Annotated in this window: 19 protein-coding genes and 2 riboswitches; of the genes, 14 read left to right on the top strand and 5 right to left on the bottom strand. The window is 69.5% G+C overall.

Translation table 11 applies throughout. The features are described 5' to 3' along the window. Positions 1-50: 50 nt before the first annotated feature. Positions 51-554, top strand: coding sequence for a GNAT family N-acetyltransferase (locus tag E7Y32_RS00390; protein WP_146335312.1), 504 nt, complete (start codon positions 51-53; stop codon positions 552-554). Positions 555-676: 122 nt separating this feature from the next. On the opposite strand, the gene E7Y32_RS00385 is transcribed toward E7Y32_RS00390, so the two are convergent. Together E7Y32_RS00385 and E7Y32_RS00380 are read right to left on the bottom strand one after the other, a co-directional pair. Next, positions 677-1,348, bottom strand: a complete 672-nt coding sequence (locus tag E7Y32_RS00385) for a response regulator (RefSeq protein WP_146335311.1) — start codon at positions 1,346-1,348, stop codon at positions 677-679. After that, complete coding sequence (locus E7Y32_RS00380) at positions 1,341-3,098, bottom strand: ATP-binding protein (RefSeq protein ID WP_261382491.1); 1,758 nt, start codon at positions 3,096-3,098, stop codon at positions 1,341-1,343. Before E7Y32_RS00380 ends, E7Y32_RS00385 begins: the two co-directional genes overlap by 8 nt. Before the next feature lie 179 nt (positions 3,099-3,277). On the opposite strand from E7Y32_RS00380, the gene E7Y32_RS00375 reads away from it, so the two are divergent. The 4 genes from E7Y32_RS00375 (at position 3,278) to gatB (ending at position 8,391) form a co-directional block, all read left to right on the top strand. After that, positions 3,278-4,750 carry a CitMHS family transporter gene (locus E7Y32_RS00375; protein ID WP_146335310.1) on the top strand — a complete coding sequence of 491 codons (1,473 nt, stop codon included), beginning with the start codon at positions 3,278-3,280 and terminating at the stop codon, positions 4,748-4,750. 281 nt (positions 4,751-5,031) lie between these two features. Beyond that, entirely contained in the window at positions 5,032-5,328 is a 297-nt protein-coding gene (gene gatC, locus E7Y32_RS00370) for an Asp-tRNA(Asn)/Glu-tRNA(Gln) amidotransferase subunit GatC (protein WP_138769869.1), read from the top strand. 4 nt (positions 5,329-5,332) lie between these two features. Beyond that, positions 5,333-6,886, top strand: coding sequence for an Asp-tRNA(Asn)/Glu-tRNA(Gln) amidotransferase subunit GatA (gene gatA / locus E7Y32_RS00365; RefSeq protein WP_146335309.1), 1,554 nt, complete (start codon positions 5,333-5,335; stop codon positions 6,884-6,886). Beyond that, positions 6,886-8,391, top strand: coding sequence for an Asp-tRNA(Asn)/Glu-tRNA(Gln) amidotransferase subunit GatB (gatB, locus tag E7Y32_RS00360; RefSeq protein WP_146335308.1), 1,506 nt, complete (start codon positions 6,886-6,888; stop codon positions 8,389-8,391). The genes gatA and gatB overlap by 1 nt, the downstream gene beginning before the upstream one ends. A gap of 3 nt (positions 8,392-8,394) precedes the next feature. Here the strand turns inward: gatB and E7Y32_RS00355 are convergent, their stop codons facing one another. Continuing rightward, on the bottom strand, positions 8,395-9,303 hold the full coding sequence (locus E7Y32_RS00355) for a LysR family transcriptional regulator (protein WP_146335307.1): 909 nt from the start codon (positions 9,301-9,303) through the stop codon (positions 8,395-8,397). Positions 9,304-9,447: 144 nt separating this feature from the next. Between E7Y32_RS00355 and tdh the strand changes: the two genes are divergently transcribed. Genes tdh through E7Y32_RS00330 form a run of 5 tightly spaced genes read left to right on the top strand, consistent with a single transcriptional unit; the run spans position 9,448 to position 15,567 of the window. Then, on the top strand, positions 9,448-10,494 hold the full coding sequence (gene tdh, locus E7Y32_RS00350) for an L-threonine 3-dehydrogenase (protein WP_146335306.1): 1,047 nt from the start codon (positions 9,448-9,450) through the stop codon (positions 10,492-10,494). 54 nt (positions 10,495-10,548) lie between these two features. After that, positions 10,549-11,760 carry a glycine C-acetyltransferase gene (locus E7Y32_RS00345; protein WP_146335305.1) on the top strand — a complete coding sequence of 404 codons (1,212 nt, stop codon included), beginning with the start codon at positions 10,549-10,551 and terminating at the stop codon, positions 11,758-11,760. Positions 11,761-11,809: 49 nt separating this feature from the next. Then, the gene (locus tag E7Y32_RS00340; protein ID WP_146335304.1) at positions 11,810-12,922 is read left to right on the top strand and encodes an FAD-binding oxidoreductase; all 1,113 of its coding nucleotides are present in this window, start codon (positions 11,810-11,812) and stop codon (positions 12,920-12,922) included. An 11-nt stretch (positions 12,923-12,933) separates the two neighbouring features. Continuing rightward, positions 12,934-14,145: an imidazolonepropionase gene (hutI, locus tag E7Y32_RS00335; protein ID WP_146335303.1), complete on the top strand. Its 1,212-nt coding sequence runs from the start codon at positions 12,934-12,936 to the stop codon at positions 14,143-14,145. Positions 14,146-14,178: 33 nt separating this feature from the next. Continuing rightward, on the top strand, positions 14,179-15,567 hold the full coding sequence (locus tag E7Y32_RS00330) for a phenylacetate--CoA ligase family protein (RefSeq protein ID WP_222433448.1): 1,389 nt from the start codon (positions 14,179-14,181) through the stop codon (positions 15,565-15,567). Positions 15,568-15,607: 40 nt separating this feature from the next. On the opposite strand, the gene E7Y32_RS00325 is transcribed toward E7Y32_RS00330, so the two are convergent. Next, entirely contained in the window at positions 15,608-16,264 is a 657-nt protein-coding gene (locus tag E7Y32_RS00325; protein ID WP_146338059.1) for a histidine phosphatase family protein, read from the bottom strand. Positions 16,265-16,344: 80 nt separating this feature from the next. Between E7Y32_RS00325 and E7Y32_RS00320 the strand changes: the two genes are divergently transcribed. Both E7Y32_RS00320 and E7Y32_RS00315 read left to right on the top strand, forming a co-directional pair. After that, the gene (locus E7Y32_RS00320; RefSeq protein ID WP_146335302.1) at positions 16,345-17,136 is read left to right on the top strand and encodes a CPBP family intramembrane glutamic endopeptidase; all 792 of its coding nucleotides are present in this window, start codon (positions 16,345-16,347) and stop codon (positions 17,134-17,136) included. Positions 17,137-17,322: 186 nt separating this feature from the next. Continuing rightward, complete coding sequence (locus E7Y32_RS00315; protein ID WP_395940430.1) at positions 17,323-18,297, top strand: isopenicillin N synthase family dioxygenase; 975 nt, start codon at positions 17,323-17,325, stop codon at positions 18,295-18,297. Between the two features lie 148 nt (positions 18,298-18,445). On the opposite strand, the gene E7Y32_RS00310 is transcribed toward E7Y32_RS00315, so the two are convergent. Beyond that, a complete protein-coding gene (locus E7Y32_RS00310; RefSeq protein ID WP_146335300.1) occupies positions 18,446-19,084 on the bottom strand; it encodes a VOC family protein in 639 nt (212 codons plus the stop codon). Positions 19,085-19,306: 222 nt separating this feature from the next. Next, a riboswitch (SAM riboswitch) is annotated at positions 19,307-19,422 on the top strand. Positions 19,423-19,484: 62 nt separating this feature from the next. Here E7Y32_RS00310 and E7Y32_RS00305 point away from each other — a divergent pair. Both E7Y32_RS00305 and E7Y32_RS00300 read left to right on the top strand, forming a co-directional pair. Then, positions 19,485-20,801: a bifunctional o-acetylhomoserine/o-acetylserine sulfhydrylase gene (locus tag E7Y32_RS00305; protein WP_146335299.1), complete on the top strand. Its 1,317-nt coding sequence runs from the start codon at positions 19,485-19,487 to the stop codon at positions 20,799-20,801. A 182-nt stretch (positions 20,802-20,983) separates the two neighbouring features. Continuing rightward, a riboswitch (SAM riboswitch) is annotated at positions 20,984-21,099 on the top strand. Between the two features lie 11 nt (positions 21,100-21,110). Further along, positions 21,111-22,244, top strand: coding sequence for a homoserine O-acetyltransferase (locus tag E7Y32_RS00300; protein ID WP_146335298.1), 1,134 nt, complete (start codon positions 21,111-21,113; stop codon positions 22,242-22,244). Positions 22,245-22,354: the final 110 nt, after the last annotated feature.

Below are 22,354 nucleotides of genomic sequence, written 5' to 3'. Positions count from 1 at the left end.
AAACCGCCCGCTGGCATCCGGGCCCGCCCGTGCGCCCGTACCATGGACAGGTGCATTCGCAGATCCTCATTCGTCCCGCCACCCCGGACGACTACGACGCCGTCGCCCGCATCACCCGGGACGCCTACCTGGCCGCCGGCCACTTCGAGGACGCGGACCACCCCTACATGCAGCAAATCCAGCAGGTTGCCCGGCGGCACGAGAACGCGACCATCTGGGTGGCCGAACGCGCCGGCCAGGTTGTCGGCTCCGTGACCCTCGCCGTCGCGGGGGGGCCCTACGCGGACATCGCCCGGCCCGACGAGCTGGAATTCCGGATGCTAGTGGTGGACCCGGCGGTGCAGCGCAGCGGCGCCGGCAAGGCCATGGTGCAGGCCATCATCGAACACGCCAGGTCGCTGCCCGGCATCACCGGCGTGGCTTTGACCACCGGGATGACCTGGGAGAGCGCCCACGGCCTGTACCGGAAGACCGGCTTCCAGCGCGTCCCCGAGCGCGACTGGTTCGTTCCGGACACCGACATCAAACTGTTGGTCTACCGCCTGGCGTTGTAACACCAAGCCGCTTGGTGCCGTGCAGCAACCGTCCGGGGCACTTTGGGCGCGATGTTCGACGTCGGCGCCGTAGTTGACGACGTGTCCGTGCCAAAGTGCCCCCGGAGCGCAGCAGCCCGGGCTCAGGCGCCTGCTGCCGCCCGCACGCCGTAGCGGTGTTCGGGCCGGCCGGTGGTCCCGTAGCGCAGTTGGATGTCAACGGCGCCGTCGTCCGCGAGCGAGGACAGGTACCGCTGCGCGGTGGCCCGGGAGACGCCCACCCGGGTGGCGACTTCCGCCGCCGAGTACTGCTCGCCCGGCTCGAGGGATTCCAGCACCGCCGCCTCGGTCGCGGACCGCGGCCGGGCGGAGGACGCGACGTCGCCCGGGATCAGGGCACGCTTGGCCCGTTCCACCGTGTCCTGGGTGAGGTTCCCGGCCTGGGCCAGGATGCGCCGGTAGCGGGCGTAGGAGCGCAACTGCTGGGAGAGGGACTCCGCCGTGAACGGTTTGAGCAGGTAGCCGAGGGCGCCGCGCCGGAAGGCCACCCGGATGGACGCCGCGTCCGAGGCGGCGCTGAGGATCACGGTGTCCACGTCCAGCTGGCCCAGCAGGTCCAGCCCGGAGGCGTCGGGCAGGTAGACATCCAACAGCACCAGGTCCGGCCGGAGGCTGTGGATGGACTGGAGGGCCTGCGACGCCGAACCCGCGGGTGCCAGCGCCATAAAGCCGGCCACGGAGTCCACATAAGCCGCATGAAGCTTGGCGACGTGGAAGTCGTCGTCCACAATCAGGACCCGGAAATCGTCAGACATCGTTGTCTCCTTCTGCCAGGTCGTCGGCCCTGGGTTCACTTGCGTTTTCCGCTGCTTTTTCACCGGCGCCGGCGGTCGTTCCGGGGAGGGTTGCCATAAAGACGGCGCCCGGGCCGCCGGGCGTGCCCCGCTCCAGCACCCGCACGTCGCCGCCGCGGCGCCGGGCGAGCTGCCGGGCCAGCGCCAGGCCCAGGCCCTGCCCCGCCCCGGCCCGGGCCGGACGTTTCGCGGTGGTGAACCCCTCGGCGAAAACGCCCTCGTCCTCGGGCCCGTCGCCGGGCGGCAGGCCGTCGCCGGAGTCGCCCACCAGGATGTGGAGCGTGCCGGGCCCGCCGCCGTCGCCTGGTTCGTCCAGCACCTCAACCTCCACCCAGCGCTCCGACGCGGAGCCGGCGACGGCGGCGTTCACGGCGTTGTCGATCAGGTTGCCCAGCACCGTGGTCACCTCCTGCGGTTCGACGACGACGCCGCGGACCAGGGTCTCGGGACCCAGCCGCAGGGCCACGCCGCGCTCGTCGGCCTCCACACCCTTGGCGCCGAGGAAGGCCTGCAGGTAGGGATCCTGCAGCAGCTCAGCCTGGTCCACCGGGAACTTCAACGGCCCCGTCGCGGCCAGCCGGGCCAGGAAGTCGCGCGCCTGCTGGTGCTGGCCGATGCTCATAAAGCCCGCGATCGTGTGCAGCTGGTTGGCGAACTCGTGGCGCTGGGCGCGCAGGGCGGTGGACAGGGTGCCCACGGCGTCGAGCTGGCGGGTGAGCTGCTGGAGCTCGGTGCGGTCCCGGAGCATCACCACCCAGCCCAGGTCCTCCCGGCCGTGCAGGGCCTTGCGCGCGCTGGCCACCAGCACCCGGCCGCCGGCGACCAGTTCCACAGCGTCCCCCTCGGCGGCGTCGGCCTTTGTAAGCGCGAGCAGCTGCGCCGGCACTCCGGCGTCGGCCCAGGGTGTTCCGGTCAGGTCCGGCCGGCCCAGCAGGCGCTGCGCCGCGGAGTTGAAGACGCTGATCCTGCCGTCCGCGGCGACGCCGATCACGCCGTCGTCCACGCCCTGCAGCACGGCCACCTGGTCGTGCACCAGGGTGCTTATTTCCTCCGGCTCCAGCCCCAGGGTCAGCCGCCGGAGCCGGTGCCGCAGCAGGAAGGAGACCAGCACGCCCGCCAGCAGCGCGCCGGCGGCGGTCAGGGCGATCGGCACAATATCCCGGGCCAGGCTTTGGCTGATGGATTCGGTGGAGTAGCCCACGCTGACCTCGCCCACCACGGTGGAGGATGCCGGTGCGAACACGGGGACCTTGGCGCCGGCCGAGGGGCCCAGGGTGCCGGTGTTGCGGGTGGTGACCTCCCGGCCGGAGAGGGCCTCGGAGGGATCCGTGCTGACCCGCTCGCCCAGCCGGTCGGCGTCGGGGTGGGCCAGCCGCAGGCCGGTCTCGTCGGTGATCACCACAAACAGGGCGCCGGTGCGGGCCCGGGCGCCCTCGGCGGCGGCCATCAGCGGTCCGGCGAGCAGCTGCGCGGGCGGGGGAGTGCCGGGCTGGGCGCTGATCTGCTGCACCTCGGCCCGCACCGCCGGGTCCGAGGCCACGGTCCGGGCCAGGGTCAGCGCCTGGTTCTCCGCCTCACGGCCCAGGCGCTCGTAGGTGAGCCAGGCGTGCACGGCGCTGCTGAGCAGCACCACCAGCGCCACCACGCCGAGCTGCAGCAGCAGCGTCTGAGTGGTGAACCGCAGCGGGGTGCGGCGTGCGAGGGCTCCCACGGCGGCCCTCCTTCGGGATCCGGCGGCAACGGCGGCCGGTGAGCTAAATGAGCAAAATGCGTCCAACAAGCAGTATGCCAATCAAATGAGGCAAAGGCACTCCCGTGACGCGCGCCACCCTAACGTCTGTAGTGCGCATCACAGCGGAGTGGTGCGGAACACAGAAGAAGGAGCCGGCCGTGCTGGTATTACTTGGATTCGCCATGATTGCGGTCTTCATGGTGCTGATCATGACGAAGAAGCTGACGCCGGTGCTGGCGCTCATCATCGTCCCCACCGTCTTTGGACTCTTCGCCGGCGCGGGCCTGGGCATCGGCCCCATGGTGCTCGACTCGATGAAGTCGATGACCTCCACCGCCGCGCTGCTGATGTTCGCCATCATCTACTTCGGCCTGATGATCGACGTCGGACTCTTTGACCCGCTGGTGAAGTTCATCCTGCGCAAGCTCGGCAACGACCCCGCCAAGGTGGTGCTGGGCACCGCGATCCTGGCCGCCGCGGTCTCGCTCGACGGCGACGGCTCCACCACCTTCATCCTCACCACCGCCGCCATGCTGCCGGTCTACCTGCGGCTGAAGATGAGCCCCGTGGTCCTGACCTGCGTGGCGGGCCTGGCCAACGGCACCATGAACATCCTGCCCTGGGGCGGCCCCACCGCCCGCGCCGCCACCGCGCTGAAGCTCGACGTCAACGATGTCTTCGTCCCGATGATCCCCTCGCTGATCGCCGGCCTCGTCGTTGTGTTTGTCTTCGCCTGGCTGCTGGGCCTGCAGGAACGCAACCGGTTGCGCACCGTGGCCCCGGAAATCTGGGCCGAGGGTGTTGAGTTCGACGGCGGTTCCCCCACCGGCGGCACCGGCGGCACCGGCGGCACCGGCCGCTTCGGTTTCGGCCGCAAGGGCAACGGCCCCGCCGGGGGAGCCCCGGCCGGCGGAGGGTCCTCCGTCGCGGTCCTGGAACGCACCGAGGACCTCGTTGACGACCGCGACACCGCCATGGCGGACACCGCCCTGGACCCGAACCGCGCAACTCTCCGTCCCAAGCTGTTCTGGTTCAACCTGGGCCTGACGGTTGCCGTCATGGTGACGCTGGTCGCCAACATCATCCCGCTCCCGTTCGTCTTTATGGTGGCCTCCGCGATCGCCCTGCTGGTCAACTTCCCGAAGGTCAAGGACCAGGGCGCCCAGCTGATCGCCCACGCCCCGTCGATCGTCGCCGTCGTCTCCATGGTGATGGCGGCTGCCGTCCTGACCGGTGTCCTCAACGGCACCGGCATGGTCAAGGCGATGTCGGAATGGCTGGTCCAGATCATCCCGGCGGACATGGGCCCCTTCATGGCCGTTATCACCGGCGTGCTGAGCATCCCGATGACGTTCTTCATGAGCAACGACGCCTTCTACTTCGGCGTCCTGCCGGTCCTGAGCGAAACCGCCGGTCACTACGGCGTCAGTGCCGCGGACATGGCCCGCGCCTCGATCACCGGCCAGCCGTTCCACCTGCAGAGCCCGCTGGTCCCGGCCATCCTGCTCCTGGTCTCCCTCGCCAAAGTGGACTTGGGCGACCACCACAAGAAGGTCCTCTGGCGCACCGCCGTCATCTCCCTGGTTATGCTCGCCGTAGGAGTCCTCACCGGAGCCATCGGCATCGGCTAAGAAACCAACAGGCACGAGGAGGCAGGGTGCGGAAGATTTTCCGCACCCTGCCTCCTCGTGCACTGAGGGGGAGCCCGCGATCGCTGAAGGTGAAGGCGGCACATCGGCGACGGGACGGACATCCGGAAGCGTGCGTCTAAGCGAGGAACGAGCGAGCACGCGGAGGATCGTCCGGCCCGCCGCCGAAAGGCGACCACCGCCGGCCTGGCGCCGGACGGCGGCAGGGCGTGTAGACACGTAGACTGGGACGGAAAATAATCCGTACCTTGCAGGGGAGATCCATGGCTGCGATCAACCGCGACGACGTCGCGCATCTCGCGCGTCTCGCGCACATCGAGATGAGTGCTGAAGAGCTGGACAGGATGGCCGGCGAACTCGCCGTCATCGTGGAGTCGGTTAAGTCCGTTAGTGAAGCCGCCGGTGATGACGTCCCGGCCACGTCGCACCCGATCCCGCTGACCAACGTGTTCCGCGAGGACGTGGTGGGCCACACCTTCACGGCCGAGCAGGCGCTTTCCGGAGCCCCCGACGCGTATGAGGGCCGTTTCAAGGTCCCGGCAATCCTGGATGAGGACTAAGACCATGACTGAAACCCGCCCCGAACTGTTCCGCCTCTCCGCCGCCGCGCTCGCCGAGAAGCTCGCTGCCCGCGAGGTCACCGCCGTCGAGGTCGTCCAGGCGCACCTGGACCGGATCGCCGCCGTCGACGGCCAGGTCCACGCCTTCCTGCACGTCAACGCCGAGGAAGCCCTCGCCGTCGCCGCCGAGGTGGACGCCATCCGCGCCGCGGGAGGCGCCGCCGCCGAGGACCTGCACGTGCTCGCCGGCGTCCCGATCGCCGTCAAGGACCTGATCGTCACGATCGGCCAGCCCACCACCGCCGGCTCCAAGATCCTCGAAGGCTGGCACAGCCCCTACGACGCCACCGTGGTGGAGCGCCTCCGCGCCGCCAAGATGCCGATCCTGGGCAAGACCAACCTGGACGAGTTCGCCATGGGCTCCTCCACCGAGCACTCCGCGTTCGGCCCCACCCGCAACCCCTGGGACCTGGACCGCATCCCGGGCGGCTCCGGCGGCGGCTCGGCTGCCGCCGTCGCGGCCTTCGAAGCCCCGCTGGCCCTCGGCACGGACACCGGCGGGTCCATCCGCCAGCCCGGCGCCGTCACCGGCACCGTCGGCGTCAAGCCCACCTACGGCGGCGTCTCCCGCTACGGCGCCATCGCCATGGCCTCCTCGCTGGACCAGATCGGCCCGGTCTCCCGCACCGTGCTGGACTCGGCCCTGCTGCACCAGGTCATCGGCGGCCACGACCCGCGCGACTCCACCTCGCTGCCGGACCCGCTCGAGGACCTCGTGGCCGCGGCCCGGACCGGCAACGTCGAGGGCATGAAGATCGGCATCATCAAGGAACTCCACGGCGAGGGCTACCAGGCCGGCGTCGAAAACCGCTTCAACGAGGCCCTCGAGCTGCTCAAGGGCGCCGGCGCCGAGATCGTCGAGGTCTCCTGCCCCAACTTCAAGTACGCCCTCGGCGCGTACTACCTGATCATGCCCTCGGAGGCTTCCTCCAACCTCGCCAAGTTCGACGGCGTCCGGTTCGGCCTGCGGGTCCTGCCCGAAGAGGGCCCGCTGACGATCGAGCGCGTGATGGGAGCCACCCGCGCCGCCGGCTTCGGCGACGAGGTCAAGCGCCGCATCATCCTGGGCACCTACGCCCTGAGCGCCGGCTACTACGACGCCTACTACGGCTCCGCCCAGAAGGTCCGCACCCTGATCCAGCGCGACTTCGACGCCGCGTTCGCCCAGGCCGACGTGCTGATCTCCCCGACGGCGCCGACCACGGCGTTCAAGCTCGGCGAGAAGCTTAACGACCCGCTGGCGATGTACCTCAACGACGTCGCCACCATCCCGGCCAACATGGCCGGTGTGCCCGGCCTGTCCCTGCCCGGCGGCCTCGCCGACGAGGACGGCCTGCCCGTGGGCGTCCAGCTGCTGGCCCCGGCCCGCCAGGACGCCCGGCTGTACCGTGTGGGTGCCGTGCTCGAGTCGCTGCTCGAGGCGCAGTGGGGCGGCCCGCTCCTGGACCGTGCCCCCGACCTAAACAACGCAGCCTTGAGCCACGGAGGTTCTCACTAATGACTGACGCAACCCTCAGCTTCGAAGAGGCGATGGAGAAGTACGACCCCGTGCTGGGCTTCGAGGTCCACGTGGAGCTCAACACCAAGACCAAGATGTTCTCCTCCGCGCCCAACGTCTTCGGCGACGAGCCGAACACCAACGTCAACGAGGTGGACCTCGGCATGCCCGGCGTGCTGCCCGTGGTGAACAAGACCGCGATCGAGTCCTCGATCAAGATCGGCCTGGCGCTGAACTGCAAGATCGCCGAGAGCTGCCGCTTCGCCCGGAAGAACTACTTCTACCCGGACACCCCGAAGAACTTCCAGACCTCGCAGTACGACGAGCCGATCGCGTACGACGGCTACCTGGACATCGAACTCTCCGACGGCACCGTGTTCCGCGTCGAGATCGAACGCGCCCACATGGAAGAGGACGCCGGCAAGCTCACCCACATGGGCGGCGCCGCCGGCCGCATCCAGGGAGCGGACTACTCGCTCGTGGACTACAACCGCTCCGGCGTGCCGCTGGTCGAGATCGTCACCAAGCCGATCGAGGGCGCCGGCAGCCGCGCCCCCGAACTGGCCAAGGCCTACGTGGCCGCGGTCCGCGAGATCGTCAAGAACCTCGGCGTCTCGGACGCGAAGATGGAGCGCGGCAACGTCCGCTGCGACGCCAACGTCTCGCTGCGCCCGCACGGCCGCGAACGCTTCGGTATCCGCTCGGAGACCAAGAACGTCAACTCGCTGCGCGCCGTCGAACACGCCGTCCGCTACGAAATCCAGCGCCACGCCGCCGTCCTGGACTCCGGTGCGCCGGTAATCCAGGAGACCCGGCACTGGCACGAGGACACCCGCTCCACCACCTCGGGCCGGCCCAAGTCCGACGCGGATGACTACCGCTACTTCCCGGAACCGGACCTGGTCCCCGTGGTTGCCTCCCGCGAGTGGGTCGAGGAGCTCCGGGCCACGCTGCCCGAGCCGCCGGCCGCCCGCCGCAAGCGCCTGCAGGCCGACTGGGGCTACTCGGATCTGGAGTTCCGCGACGTCGTCAACGCCGGCGTGATGGACGAAATCGAGGAAACCATCGCCGCCGGCGCCACCGCCACGGTGGCCCGCAAGTGGTGGATGGGCGAGATCGTCGGCCGCGCCAAGAACGCCGACGTCGACCCCGGCCAGCTCGGCGTCAAGCCCGAAACCATCGTGGAACTGAACCAGATGGTCGAGGACGGCAAGATCAACAACAAGATGGCCTCCGAGGTCCTGGACGGCGTGCTCGCCGGCGAGGGCGCCCCGGCGGAAATCGTCGAGAAGCGCGGCCTCGCCGTTGTCTCCGACGACGGCCCGCTGCTCGAAGCCATCGATGCGGCCCTCGCCGCGCAGCCCGGCGTCGCGGACAAGATCCGCGGCGGCAAGCTGCAGGCGATCGGCGCGATCGTCGGTGCCGTGATGAAGGCCACCCGCGGCCAGGCCGACGCCGGCCGCGTCAAGGAGCTGATCCTGGAGCGCCTCGGCGTCGAAGGCTAAGCCCTAGCCACCCACCAAATCGGTCATGATGGTCTGCAGCGCCTCGCAGACCATCATGACCGATCTGCGTTTAAGGTTCTCCGGCCGGGCCAGGATGTCGATCCGGCGCCGCGTGCTGATCCCCTCCAGCGGCCTGAGCACAATCTGCGGGTTCAGTACCGGCCGCGCGGTGTGCCGGGGCAGCAGCCCGATCACACTACCGGCCGCCACCAGCGCCGCCACGGTCGAATAGTCGTTGATCCGGTGCACAATGTTGAGCTCGCGGCTGGAGACGGCGGCGACGGCGGAGAGCACGTCCGCGGGGGAGTAGCCGGTGTGGCTGGTCACCCACGGTTCGCCGACGACGTCGTCCGCGCTCACCGCCCGCTGGCCGGCGAGCCGGTGGCCGGCCGGCAGCGCCACGTCCAGCGGCTCATGCGCCAGCGGGATCACCGCCACCCGTTCCACCGGCCACCGCGGGCTGTGGTCCATCCGGTGCGCCAGGACCAGGTCATACCGGGCCGTCAACGCCGGGAAATCCTGCTGCGCCACGTCCTCGTCGGAGAGCTGGATCCGCGGCTGCCCGGGCTCGGCCAGCAGCCTCGCCAGCGGGGCGAACAGCGCTTGGCCGGCGCTGTGGAACCCGCTCAACGTCACCGGCGCCACCGGCGAGCCGTGGTACGCCCCGATCGCCGTCCTCGCATCCGCCATGGCACTGACGACGGCGGCCCCGGCGTCGGCGAGCACCTGGCCCGCCTCGGTGAGGACCAGGTTGCGGCCCTCCTTCCGGGTCAGCGGGACCTCGACGGACCGCTGCAGGGCGGCCAGCTGCTGCGACACCGCGGACGGGGTGACCAGCAGGGTCTCGGCGACGGCCTTGACACTGCCCAGGGCCCCGAGTTCGCGGAGCATTTCAAGCTGGTGGATTTCCATGCCCCCATCCTAGAGGTAAGCAATCGCTAAATCGTCGATTGAGAAAAACTCGGTTGTGCTAATGCTTTCGGCCCGGTCTAATGAGGTGAGTTGTCCCACACCGCCGCTCCCGTCCCGGAGCGGCCAGCACAGTTAGGCAGGCCCATGAAGGCTCTCTACAAGTCCGGCGCCCACGCGGGATTCGAACTCGTCGACCGCCCGGAGCCGGAAACCGGGGCCGGGGACGTCAAGATCCGCGTCGTCACCACCGGCATCTGCGGCACGGACCTGCACATCCAGTCGTGGGACGCCTGGGCCCAGGGCATCATCAATGCCCCGCTGATCGCCGGCCACGAGTTCTACGGCGAAGTCGTGGAGGTCGGCGAGGACGTCCTGGACGTCAAGGTCGGCGACCGGGTCTCCGGCGAGGGCCACATTGTCTGCGGGATCTGCCGCAACTGCCGCGCCGGCCGCAAGCAGATGTGCATCAACACCGTCAGCGTCGGCGTCCAGCGCGACGGCGCGTTCGCCGAATACGTCGTCATCCCGGAAACCAACGTCTGGGTCCACCACGACCCCTCCGTGACCCCGGAGCTCGGCGCGATCTTCGACCCGTTCGGCAACGCCGTCCACACCGCCCTGAGCTTCCCGCTGGTGGGCGAGGACGTGCTGATCACCGGCGCCGGCCCCATCGGACTGATGGCGATCGCCGTCGCCCGCCACGCCGGAGCCCGGAAGATCGCCATCACGGACGTCTCCGCCCCGCGGCTTGAGCTCGCCCGGCAGCTCGGCGTCGACCTCGCCATCGACGTCTCCAAGATGCGCGTCAAGGACGCCCAGCGCGAACTGGGCATGCGCGAGGGCTTCGACATCGGGATGGAAATGTCCGGCCACCCCACGGCCCTGCCTGAGATGATCGACAACATGAACCACGGCGGCCGGATCGCGATGCTGGGCCTGCCCAGCCAGTCCATCGACATCGACTGGGGGAAGGTGGTCACGCACATGCTGACCATGAAGGGCATCTACGGCCGCGAGATGTTCGAGACCTGGTACGCCATGAGCGCCATGCTCTCCTCCAACCCCGTGCTGCACGCCAACATCTCCGCCGTCGTCACGGACACCCTGCCCGCCTCGGACTGGGAAAAGGGCTTCGAAATCGCCCGCGCCGGCGTGGGCGGCAAGGTCGTGCTCGACTGGACCTGCTTCTAAGCCCCGATTTCCGGTACCGTACACAAATTCACCCCAGCTGAGGAGCGCACCACCATGTATTCAGCCATCAAGGACCAGCTGCAGCACGAACTCGACGAGATCCGCAGCGCCGGCCTTTTCAAGACCGAGCGGCACATCGACTCGCCGCAGGCCAGCCACATCAAGGCGGGCCAGCTCGGCCAGGGCAGCGCCGAGGTGCTGAACTTCTGCGCCAACAACTACCTGGGCCTCGCGGACCACCCGGAGATCATCGCCGCCGCCAAGGCCGCCATGGACGACCGCGGCTTCGGCATGGCCAGCGTCCGCTTCATCTGCGGCACCCAGGACCTGCACCTGGCCCTCGAGGAGCGGGTGTCCAAGTTCCTCGGCACCGAGGACACCATCCTGTTCTCCAGCTGCTTCGACGCCAACGGCGGCGTGTTCGAGTCCCTGTTCGGCCCGGAGGACGCCGTCATCTCCGACGCCCTGAATCACGCCTCGATCATCGACGGCATCCGCCTCTGCAAGGCCCAGCGCTTCCGCTACGCCAACCAGGACATGGCCGACCTCGAGGCCAGGCTGATCGAGGCCACCACCCAGCAGAACCCGGCCCGCCGCAAGATCATCGTCACCGACGGCGTCTTCTCGATGGACGGCTTCCTCGCCCCGCTCGAGGCGATCTGCGACCTCGCCGAAAAGTACGACGCCCTGGTGATGGTCGATGATTCCCACGCGGTCGGGTTTATGGGTGCCACCGGTGCGGGCACCCCCGAACACGCCGGCGTCTCGGACCGGGTGGACATCTACACCGGCACCTTCGGCAAGGCCCTCGGCGGCGCCTCCGGCGGCTACGTCTCGGGCCGGCGCGAGGTCATCGCCATGCTTCGGCAGAAGGCGCGCCCCTACCTGTTCTCCAACTCGCTGGCGCCGGCGATCGTTGCCGCCACGCTCAAGGCCCTGGACCTGGTGGAGAACTCGGGCGAGCTGCGCGGCAAGCTCTTCGCCAACGCCGAACTCTTCCGCCGCCGGATGGGCGAGGAAGGCTTCGAGCTGCTCGACGGCGAACACGCGATCGTCCCGGTGATGTTCGGCGACGCCGTGATGGCGGCCAAGGTTGCGGACGCGATGCTGGCCCACGGCGTCTTCGTCACGGCGTTCAGCTACCCGGTAGTGCCCAAGGGCGCCGCCCGCATCCGCGTCCAGCTCTCCGCCGCGCACAGCACGGACGACGTCGAGCGCTGCGTCCAGGCATTTGTCCGCAGCCGCGAGGCGGTAGCCGCCGCATAGGGGCCGAAAAGTACTGACGTGGCCTCCTGCCGGGTGCAAGGATGGAGGCATGTCAGCTAAATACGATGTTGTGATCGTCGGCGGCGGCATCGCCGGCCTGTCCCTCGCCTCCGCCCTCGCCGGCAAATGCACCGTGGCCCTGGTCGAAGCCGAGCAGTCGCTGGGGTACCACACGTCCGCGCGCTCGGCCCGGCAGCTGATCCCCAGTTACGGCCCGCCCGTGGTCCAGGAGCTGACCATGCGCACCCTGGAGCTCATCGGCACCCACGAGGGCACCCGGCCCGAGCCCGTGCTCTCGCCGCGCCGGTTCATGCTGATCGGGGACGAGGAGACCGTCCGGCACCAGGCCAGCGGCTTTATGCACCGGATCAGCCATGCCGAGGCCCTGGAGATCTGCCCCGCGCTCAAGCCGGACTCCTTCACGGCGGCCGGCCTGGATTCCGGGTCCTTTGCCTGCAACGCCTCCCTGCTGCTGGAGGACCACCGGGAGCGGGCCGTCGAGGGCGGCGTCGACATCATCACCGGCGCCCGGGTGCACTCGGCGCAGCGCCTCGGCACCGGCTGGGAGCTCGGCGCCGGGCAGGAGGGCCTCGAGGCCGCCGTTGTGGTCAACGCCGCCGGCGCCTGGGCGGACGAGTTCGCCGTGCTCAGCGGCGTCGAGAAACTCGGACTCCAGCCCTACCGGCGCACCGCGGCGATTGTCGACGTCGAACACCCCCTCCCGCAGGGGTGCCCGATGGTGGCCTCGGACAGCTTCTACTTCCGGCCGGACGGGCGGAGACAGGTGCTCATTTCGCCGTCCGAAACCGTGCCGAGCGGCCCCGAGGACGCCCAGCCCTACCCCGGCGACGTCGAGGCGCTGATCACCCGCCTGAACACCGTCACCACGATGGGGATCGGCAGCGTCCGCCGGGCCTGGACCGGGCTGCGGACCGAAGCCGCCGACGGCGTCCCCGTGGTGGGGTTCGACGCCGAAGCCGCCGGGTTCTTCTGGCTCGCCGGCCAGGGCGGCTACGGCTTCCAGACCTCCTCCGGCATCGCCGAACTGGCCGCGGAACAGATCCTCGCCGGGCAGGGCTCCGGCGCGCCGTTCCCGGCCGACAGTCCGGCATCCCGGACAGCCGCGGCGCTGGCCGCAACGCGAATGTCGATCCGGGGCTGAAGAATGGAACCATGAGCACCCTGATCACCAACATCGCTGAACTGATGACCCAGGACACCGAGCACCGGGTCCTCAAGGACGCGGCGGTTGTGATCGAGGGCGAACGCATCGCCTGGATCGGTGCCGCCGCCGAGGCCCCCGCGGCCGACGACGCCGTCGACGCGGCGCACCGCGCGCTCCTGCCCGGCTGGGTCGATTCGCACACGCACCTGATCTTTGCCGGCGACCGGACCGCGGAGTTCGAGGCCCGGATGGCGGGGGAGAGCTACAGCGCCGGCGGCATCGCCGTCACCACCGGCGCCACCCGGAGCACCAGCGATTTCGACCTCACCCGGCTGGCGCTGGGCCGCGTGGCCGAGGCCGTCGCGCAGGGCACCACCTACCTCGAGACCAAAACCGGCTACGGCCTCGACGTCGACAACGAGGCCCGCAGCGCGCGGATCGCGTCCACCGTTGCTGACGAGGTGACCTACCTCGGCGCGCACCTGGTCCCGGACGGGATGGACGCCGAGGAGTACACGGACCTGGTTTGCGGCCCCATGCTCGCCGCGGTCCGGCCGTACGCGCGCTGGGCTGACGTCTTCTGCGAACGCGGCGCCTTCACCGAGGACCAGTCCCGCCGTGTGCTCCAGGCCTGCCGGGACGCCGGACTTGGCCTGCGCGTGCACGGCAACCAGCTCGGCGAAGGCCCCGGCGTGCGGCTGGCGGTCGAATTCGGGGCCGCGAGCGTGGACCACGTGAACTATCTCTCCCGCGCGGACGTTCACGCCCTCGCCGACAGCTGGGCCGGCTGGGAGGCAGCGGCCGGCGCCGGCGAGCGGGGTACCGTGGCGACCTGCCTGCCGGCCTGCGACCTGTCCACCCGGCAGCCGCTGGCACCCGGCCGGGAACTGCTCGACGCCGGCGTCCAGCTGGCCCTGGCCTCCAACTGCAACCCCGGCACCTCCTACACGAGCTCGATGGCGTTTTGCGTCACCACGGCCGTGCTGCAGATGCGGCTCAGTGTGCATGAGGCCGTCCGGGCGGCGACCTACGGCGGTGCGCTGGCGCTGGGCCGGGACACCGGGAACGACGTCGACGGCCAGCGTGCGGTCGGCTCGATCGCCGTCGGGCACCGGGCGGACCTGCACCTGCTCAACGCCCCGTCCGCCACCCACCTGGCGTACCGGCCCGGGATGCCGCTCACCCACGCCGTCTGGCGGGCCGGGGTCCGCGCCCGCTGACCGGGTCGCCCCGGAGACCAGGGAGGAACGCACATGGCCGGCTTCGCCAGGGAACTCGCCATCATGATCGATCTGGTGCGCGCCCAACACGGCGGGGAACGGGCGCTGGCCCGACGCCGGGACGCCCGGCTGGCAGCCCTTGTGGCCCATGCCCGCACCGCCTCCCCGTTCTACCGGGCGCTCTACCGCGGCCTTCCGGCCGGGGACATCCAGCTCCGGGACCTGCCCCCGGTCACCAAGCCGCAGCTGATGGCTCGCTTCGACGACTGGGTCACCGACCCTGCCGTCACCCGGGCGGACCTCGAGGCCTTTGTGGCCGATCCGTCCCTGGTCGGCACCCGCTACCGCGGCCGCTACTTCGCCTGCACCAGCTCCGGAACCACCGGCCACCCCGGACTGTTCGTGCACGACCCCGACGCCGTCGCCTGCTACCGGGCCCAGGGCGTCCGGATCGTCGGGTCGGCCCTGGACGCCCGCCGGCTGCTGGCGATGCTGCGGCGCGGGATCCGCACCGCCGTCGTGGTGGGCGACGGCGGCCACTTCGCCGGGGTGGTCTGGCTCGAGTCAGAACGGCGCCGCAGCCGCGGCCGCCGCCGCGCCTACCGGCTGTTTTCCGTGCAGCAGCCGCTGGTTCAGCTGGTGCAGGCGCTCAACGCCTTCGACCCGGCCCTTGTGGTGGGCTACCCCAGCGCACTCGAACTGCTGGCCGGGGAGCAGGATGCGGGAAGGCTGCACATCCGACCCGTGATCGTGGAGTCCAGCGGCGAATCCCTGGGCGACCGGCAGCGCCTGGCCGCGGCGCTGGGCGGGGCCGTGCACAACGTCTACGCCGCCTCCGAGTTCACCCCGATCGCCCTGGACTGCCCCCGCGGCTGGCTGCACGTCAACAGCGACTGGGTCATCCTCGAGCCGGTCGAGGCGGACTACCGGCCCACCCCCGCCGGGCAGCCGTCCCACACGGTGCTGCTCACCAACCTCGCCAACCGGGTCCAGCCGCTGATCCGCTACGACCTCGGCGACTCCGTGGTTGCCCGGGGCGGACCCTGCGAGTGCGGCAACCCGCTGCCCGCCATCCGGGTGGCCGGCCGGCACGACGACGTCCTGCACCTGGAGGACGGACGCGGCGCCACGGTGAGTGTGCTGCCACTGGCCATCACCGCCCCGGTGGACGACGCGCCGGGAGTGCACCGCTGCCAGCTGGTCCAGACCGGGCCCGCGACCCTGCGGGTGCGGCTCCAGCCGGAGCCCGGCGCCTCGGCGGGCGCGGTATGGCAGGACGTGGCGGCGAAGCTGGCCGGTTTCCTGGCCGGCCAGGGCCTGGCGAACGTGGAGCTGGTCCGTGCGGAGGAGGCACCGGAAGAGAGCGGGCCAAGCGGAAAGTTCCACCAGGTGATCGCCCTCAAGGAGCCCCCGGCGGGCTAGGACGCCGTCGGCTGGAGGGCTTTGGTCTAGGAAACTCCGGCTAGAAGAACATCGGCGGCGCGTCGAGCACGGTCTCGTCCACCCGGCGCTCCTCCCACTGGCTGAACGGCTTGTCCAGTTCGTACTTGCCCTCCGCGGAGCGCAGCAGGGTGCGGATCTCGGCGTTGTCCGGGTTGTTCAGCGACTCGAAGTACTCCACCGACCAGTGGAACCAGCGCATGCAGAACAGCCGCATGGTCAGGCCGTGGGTCACGAACAAAGCGTTGGGCGCGTAGCTGGGCTTGGACCAGTGCCGGTACAGGGTCTCCATAAAGGAGGAGATCCGGTCGTAGACGTCGGAGCCGGACTCGCCCTCGCGGAAACGATAGAAGAAGTGCCCGTAGGCGTTGCGGAGCTCCTTCTGGTCCTCGATGTCGCCGGCGATCTGGAAGTTTGCCCAGTCCTGCTCACGCAGCCGGGGCTCCTCGATCACGCGCTCGGTGAGCGGGCCCAGCTTCAGGGCCTCCAGGGTCTGGTAGGCGCGCAGGTAGGGGGAGACGTAGACGCACACCTGCTGGCCGTCCAGCTGGCGCCGGAGCTGCTCGCCGGCGGCCGTGGCCTGCTCGACGCCGAGCGGGGTCAGCGGGATGCGGTAGTCGGGCACCCGGTTGTAGATGGAGGTGTCGGCATTGGCGGCGGACTGGCCATGCCGGATCATGAAGATTCTCCCGGGCGCGCTCACAGCCCAAGCATAGGCACGTGCAGTCAACATCCGGGAACGGCAGGCAAGATATAGGCATGTTGGTTCCCTCCCGCCGTCGGCTGCGGCTTGAAGTCTGGATCGTCCTGGGGCTTTCCCTCGGGCAGTCGGCGGTGTACTCGGTGGTGCAGCTGCTGGACAAAATGACCAGGGCGCCGCTGGCGCAGGGGACCTCGACGCTGAACCGCTCGCAGAGCAGCCGCGAATACTTCGACCTCACCTACCAGCTGCTGGACATCCTGTTCGCCCTGGTCCCCGTGGTGCTGGTGATCTACTTCCTCACCGAACACCGGCCCGCCGACCCGGCCGGGGGCACTTTCAGAGGCGGCACCGGTGCCTCGGCGTTCCGGAAACTCGGCTTCAACTTCGCCCGGCCCGGCAAGGACCTGCTCCAGGGCCTGGGCCTGGCCGCGCTGATCGGGATCCCCTCGCTGGGCCTCTACGCGGCCGGCCGCGCGCTGGGGATCACGACGGCGATCATCCCCAGCGCGCTGGACTCCTACTGGTGGACGGTGCCGGTCCTCATCCTGTCCGCGATCCGGCACGGGATCGTGGAGGAAGTGATTGTGGTGGGCTACCTGCTGGACCGGCTGGGCAAGTTCGGCTGGGGCATGCCGCTGGCGATCTTCGCCAGTTCCATGCTCCGCGGCAGCTACCACCTGTACCAGGGCTTCGGGCCCTTCATCGGCAACGCCGTCATGGGCGTCATCTTCGCGCTCATCTATACAAAGACGCGCCGGGTGATGCCCCTGGTGATCGCGCATGCGCTGCTGGACATCGTGGCCTTCGTCGGCTTCAGCCTGTTCGGCGAGGCAATCGGCCTGGGCTAGCGCGCGGGCACCGCCGGAGACCTCCAGGGGGCCGCAAGCAGAATGACTTATTTCGACACGAGACTCTCTCCGCAGCGGCCCGGTCCGTAACATTGGAGTTGTTACAGGCTCCGGCTTGCCAAACCCGCTGCAAAGGACTATGAGACGTTGACGCTCGAATCACTCCCCGTGTTGGATTTCTCCCGCTTGAGCGCAAGCCCGGACGAGGCCGCCCGGTTCCGGGATGACTTGCGCGACGCCATGCACGACGTCGGATTCATCTACCTGGCCGGCCACGGCATCCCGCAGGAACTCACCGACGCAATGCTCGATATCTCCCGCCGCTTCTTCGACCTGCCAGAGGACCAGAAGCTGGCGATCGAGAACGTGCACAGCCCCCAGTTCCGCGGCTACACCCGCGTCGGCGGCGAAATCACCGACGGCGCCATCGACTGGCGCGAGCAGATCGACATCGGCGTCGAACGCGACGCCGTCGAGCCCCGACCCGGCGTCGCCGACTACTGGAGGCTGGAGGGGCCGAACCTCTGGCCGGAGAACCTGCCCGAGATGCGCGGGATCGTCACCGAATGGACCGAGCGGCTCAGCGCCATTTCCCTGGACCTGCTGCGGGCGCTCGCCCTCTCCCTTGGGGCGCCCGAGGACACCTTCGACGCCGCGTTTGCCGCCCAGGCGTTCCCGATGCTCAAGATCGTGCGCTACCCGGGCGAATCCGATCCCGAACCCAAGCAGGGCGTCGGATCCCACCGCGACGGCGGAGTGTTGACCCTGCTCCTGGTCGAGCCCGGCAAGGGCGGACTCCAGGTCGAATACCAGGGCCAGTGGATCGACGCGCCCCAGGTGCCCGGAACGTTTGTGGTCAACATCGGCGAGATGCTCGAACTGGCCACCAACGGCTACCTCAAGGCGACCCTGCACCGGGTGATCTCCCCGCTGCGCGGCACCGACCGGATCTCCCTGCCGTTCTTCTACAACCCGGCCCTCGATGCGACCATGCCCCGGCTCGCTGTCAGCCCGGAGTTCCAGGCCAAGGCCCGCGGTCTCTCGGTGGACCCGACGAACAGCCCGATCCTGGAGACCTACGGGGACAACGCCCTGCGCTACCGGCTCCGCGCCCACCCCAACGTCGTCGAGGCCCACCACCCGGACCTGCTCAAGGCCTGAGGACGAGCGGCCCGCCAAAAACCCGGCCGCGCCCCGGGGTCGCATGAGGGGCGTCCACGGCGCCCAGGGGCTTAAGAGAATTCGGCCGCCAGCGGTGGGTGGCATCATTGGCACCCGCTGCTGGCGGCCGAAGTGTTGGCAGGAAACGTCAGATCGTGACGGCTCCGGAATCGGTTTCAAAGGTGACGGACAGGATCCCCGGCGTTCCGTGCGGAGCCAGCCAGTTCACGTCCACGTCCTCCAGCGGCTTCTCCACCGGTTCGCCCAGCCACTCGGTGACGCGTTCGGCCGAGCCGGCGATGGTGAGCGCGGACATCTTGACGTTGCTCGCGTAGGCGTTGGACGGGTGCAGTTCCGGATCGCCCTCCCACTTGAGCATGTAGGGTACCTGCGGGTCGGCGATCAGGCCCAGGATGCCGATCTGCTTCCAGATGAGTTCGCGGCCGTCCGGAAACTTGCGGTTGCCGTTGACGGCGGAGCGGCCCAGGCGTTCCTCGAAGGGGGCGAGGTCGTCCACCTCGACGCACCAGCCCATCCAGCCGCCGCCGGCTGCCGAGCGGGCACGCACGGCCTGGCCAAACGGCGCCTTGTCCGAGGCGGGGTGGTCCAGGACCTCCACAACCTCCAGGTACTTGTGCCCGGCGAGCGGGATAATCATGTTGCGGGTCCCGAATCGGGGGTGTACCCCGCCCTTGACGGCTTCGACGCCGAGGGCGGACGCAATACGTTCGGTGGTGGCCGCGAGGCCATCTTGTTCACAGGCGTAAGAGACGTGATCCATGCGCATGCCCTCATCTTGGCACTTTGTGATGGAGCTCTCAGCTTAGGGTCGCCTAACCATCGTAGGATGTCATTTTCGTGCGCTGGGTGGGCGCCCGATCCGCCCGGAATGCCGGCGGTTCCGCGGCGTCGGCGGGAGGTCCGCGGACACTCGGTGCCCCCGGCCGCCCGCTTTCATATTCGTCACAAAGCTATCCAGCGGCCGGGGCGGGTTCCTAGACTGAAGCCAGGTCATGAGCGCCAGCATCGAGCCCCGGCTTGCTGGCCGGCAACCCTCCTAACGCGGTGGGGTGCCCCGGGTGAAGACCTGGCCCTCCGGCGCCCGCCGGACGGCAAGCGCGGCGCCAGCGCCGGTCCGGCCCTCCGGGGGCAGGTCGGTGCGTGCCCAGTCCCGCAGGAGCACTTCAATGTCAAACGCCTGGTCCTTTGAAACCCGTCAGATCCACGCCGGCCAGGAGCCGGACGCCGCCACCGGCGCCCGGTCGCTGCCGATCTACCAGACGACGTCGTTCGTCTTCCCCAGCGCCGAAAGCGCCGCCAACCGGTTCGCGCTCGCCGAACTCGCCCCCATCTACACCCGGATCGGCAATCCCACCCAGGACGCTGTGGAGCAGCGGGTCGCGAGCCTCGAAGGCGGCCTCGGCGCGCTCCTGCTCAGCTCCGGCCAGGCTGCGGAGACCTTCGCGATCCTCAACATCGCCGAGGCCGGGGACCACGTCGTGGCCAGCCCCAGCCTGTACGGCGGCACCTACAACCTGCTGGCCCACACGCTGAAGAAGTTCGGCATCTCCGTGACGTTCGTGGAGGACCCGGACAACCTGGCGCAGTGGCGCGATGCCGTGCAGCCGAACACCAAACTGTTCTTCGGCGAGGTGGTCTCCAACCCCCGCCAGGACGTGCTGGACATCGAGGGCATCGCGCAGGTGGCCCATCAGGCCGGGGTGCCGCTGATCGTGGACAACACCCTCTCCACCCCGTACCTCATCCGGCCGATCGAGTGGGGCGCCGACATTGTGGTCCACTCGGCCACCAAGTACCTCGGCGGCCACGGAACTGCGATCGCCGGCGTGATTGTGGACTCCGGCAACTTCGACTTCGGCAAGGACCCGGAACGTTTCCCCGGCTTCAACACCCCGGACCCCACCTACAACGGCCTGGTCTACGCCCCGGACCTCGGGGCGGACGGGGCGCTCGGGGCGAACCTGTCCTACATCCTCAAGGCAAGGGTCCAGCTGCTGCGCGACCTCGGCTCGGCCGTGTCCCCGTTCAATGCCTTCCTCATCGCCCAGGGCCTCGAGACCCTGAGCCTGCGGGTGGAACGGCACGTCGCCAACGCCTCCCGGGTGGCCGAATGGCTGGAAGCCAGGGACGACGTCGAATCCGTCGCCTACGCGGGGCTGCCGTCCAGCCCCTGGTACGAGCGCGGCCGCAAGTACGGGCCCAAGGGGACCGGCGCCGTCGTCGCTTTCAACCTCGCCGGGGGAGCGGAGGCCGGCAAACGCTTCGTCGACGCCCTCGAACTGCATTCCCACGTGGCGAATATCGGCGATGTGCGCTCGCTGGTGATCCACCCGGCGTCGACCACGCACAGCCAGCTCTCGCCGGAACAGCAGGCGGTGGCCGGCGTCAATCCGGGGCTGGTGCGGCTGTCGGTGGGGCTCGAACACATTGACGACATCATCGCGGACCTCGACGCCGGCTTCCGGGCGGCCAAGGACGCCTGAGCGCCGCCGTCCCGGAATCTCCCCACCTTTGCGGGCACGACGCCGGGACTCGCCGGCACTTTGCGGCCACCCGCCGTACACGTCCCTCAAAGGTGGGGAAACTGCGGTGTGCAGGGATCCGACTGTCACATGGACGTCATAATCTTCGCGCTTGCGCCCCCGGGTTTCGTAGAATCAACGCAGGTCATGAGTGCCAGTGACAGCCCCGGCTTGCTGGCCGGCAACCCTCCTTCCGCGGCGGGGTGCCCCGGGTGAAGACCTGGCCTGCCGGTCTGCTGACGGCGGGCAAGCGCGAGGTTAGGTCCCCACATGACGATTGCCGTCTCCCGCACGGGAGTACCCGAAAACACGCCCGCGGTCCCCGACGGAACCGTGCAGTACCTGTCGGTCGGCTCCCTGATGTTGGAATCCGGGGCCACCTTGCCGGAGGTCACCCTCGCCTACGAGACCTGGGGCACCCTCAACGCGGACGCCTCCAATGCGGTCCTGATTGAACACGCCTTGACCGGGGACACCCACGTCACCCGGGGCGCCGGCGAGGAACCGGGCTGGTGGGAGCAGCTGGCCGGTCCCGGCGCCCCGGTGGACACGGACAAGTACTTTGTTGTCTCCATCAACATCCTCGGCGGCTGCTACGGCTCCACCGGGCCCTCGACCCCGGGGCCGGACGGCCGGCCTTGGGGCTCCCGCTTCCCGCTGGTGACCCTCCGCGACAGCACCGCCGCCGAGGCCCGGCTCGCCGACGCCCTGGGGATCGGCAGCTGGTACGCCGTGCTCGGCGGCTCCCTCGGCGGAGCCCGCGCCCTGGAATGGGCGGTCAGCTACCCGGCGCGGGTCCGGCGCTGCGCCGTCATTTCCGTGGGCGCCAGCAGCACCGCCGAGCAGATCGCCTTCGCGCAGGCCCAGACCCTCGCCATCCGCCAGGACCCCAACTTCAACGGCGGCGACTACTACGGCGGCCCGGAGCCGGATGCCGGGCTGGCCCTGGCGCGCCGGATCGCCCACATCACGTACCGCTCCGCTGCCGAGCTGGACGGCCGCTTCGGACGGAACGCCCAGGCTGCCGAGGCGCCGCTGGAGGCCGGGTCGCTGGCGGGCCGGGGCCGCTACCAGGTGGAGAGCTACCTGGACCACCAGGGCAACAAGCTGGTGCGCCGCTTCGACGCCAACAGCTATATCGCCATCACCGAAGCGCTGATGAGCCACGACGTCACGCGCGGCCGCGGAACCCTGGAACAGGCCGTTTCCCGCGCCACGGCGGAGTTTTTCGTGGCGGCAGTGGACTCGGACCGGCTGTACTTCCCGGCCCAGTCCCATGAACTTGCCGGCGCCCTGCCGGGGGAGGTTCCGGTGCACATCATCGAGGCTCCGATCGGCCACGACGGCTTCCTGACCGAAATCGGCCAGCTCAGCAAACAGCTCCGGAGCAACTTCTTCGCGTAGCCGGGGAAGGCTGTGTGCATTTTTGCAGACACGCCCTGCGGGATTAGTGGTTGAGCCTCCGGCCGCGCGAGGCCATACTCGTGGAGAATGACGCCGTGTGTCCCAGTTCA

Origin of the sequence: Arthrobacter sp. UKPF54-2 (assembly GCF_007858535.1) — a bacterium.
Classification (GTDB): Bacteria; Actinomycetota; Actinomycetes; order Actinomycetales; family Micrococcaceae; genus Arthrobacter.
The sequence above is the reverse complement of the archived record's forward strand: the minus strand, read 5'-3'. Positions and strand labels throughout refer to the sequence as shown.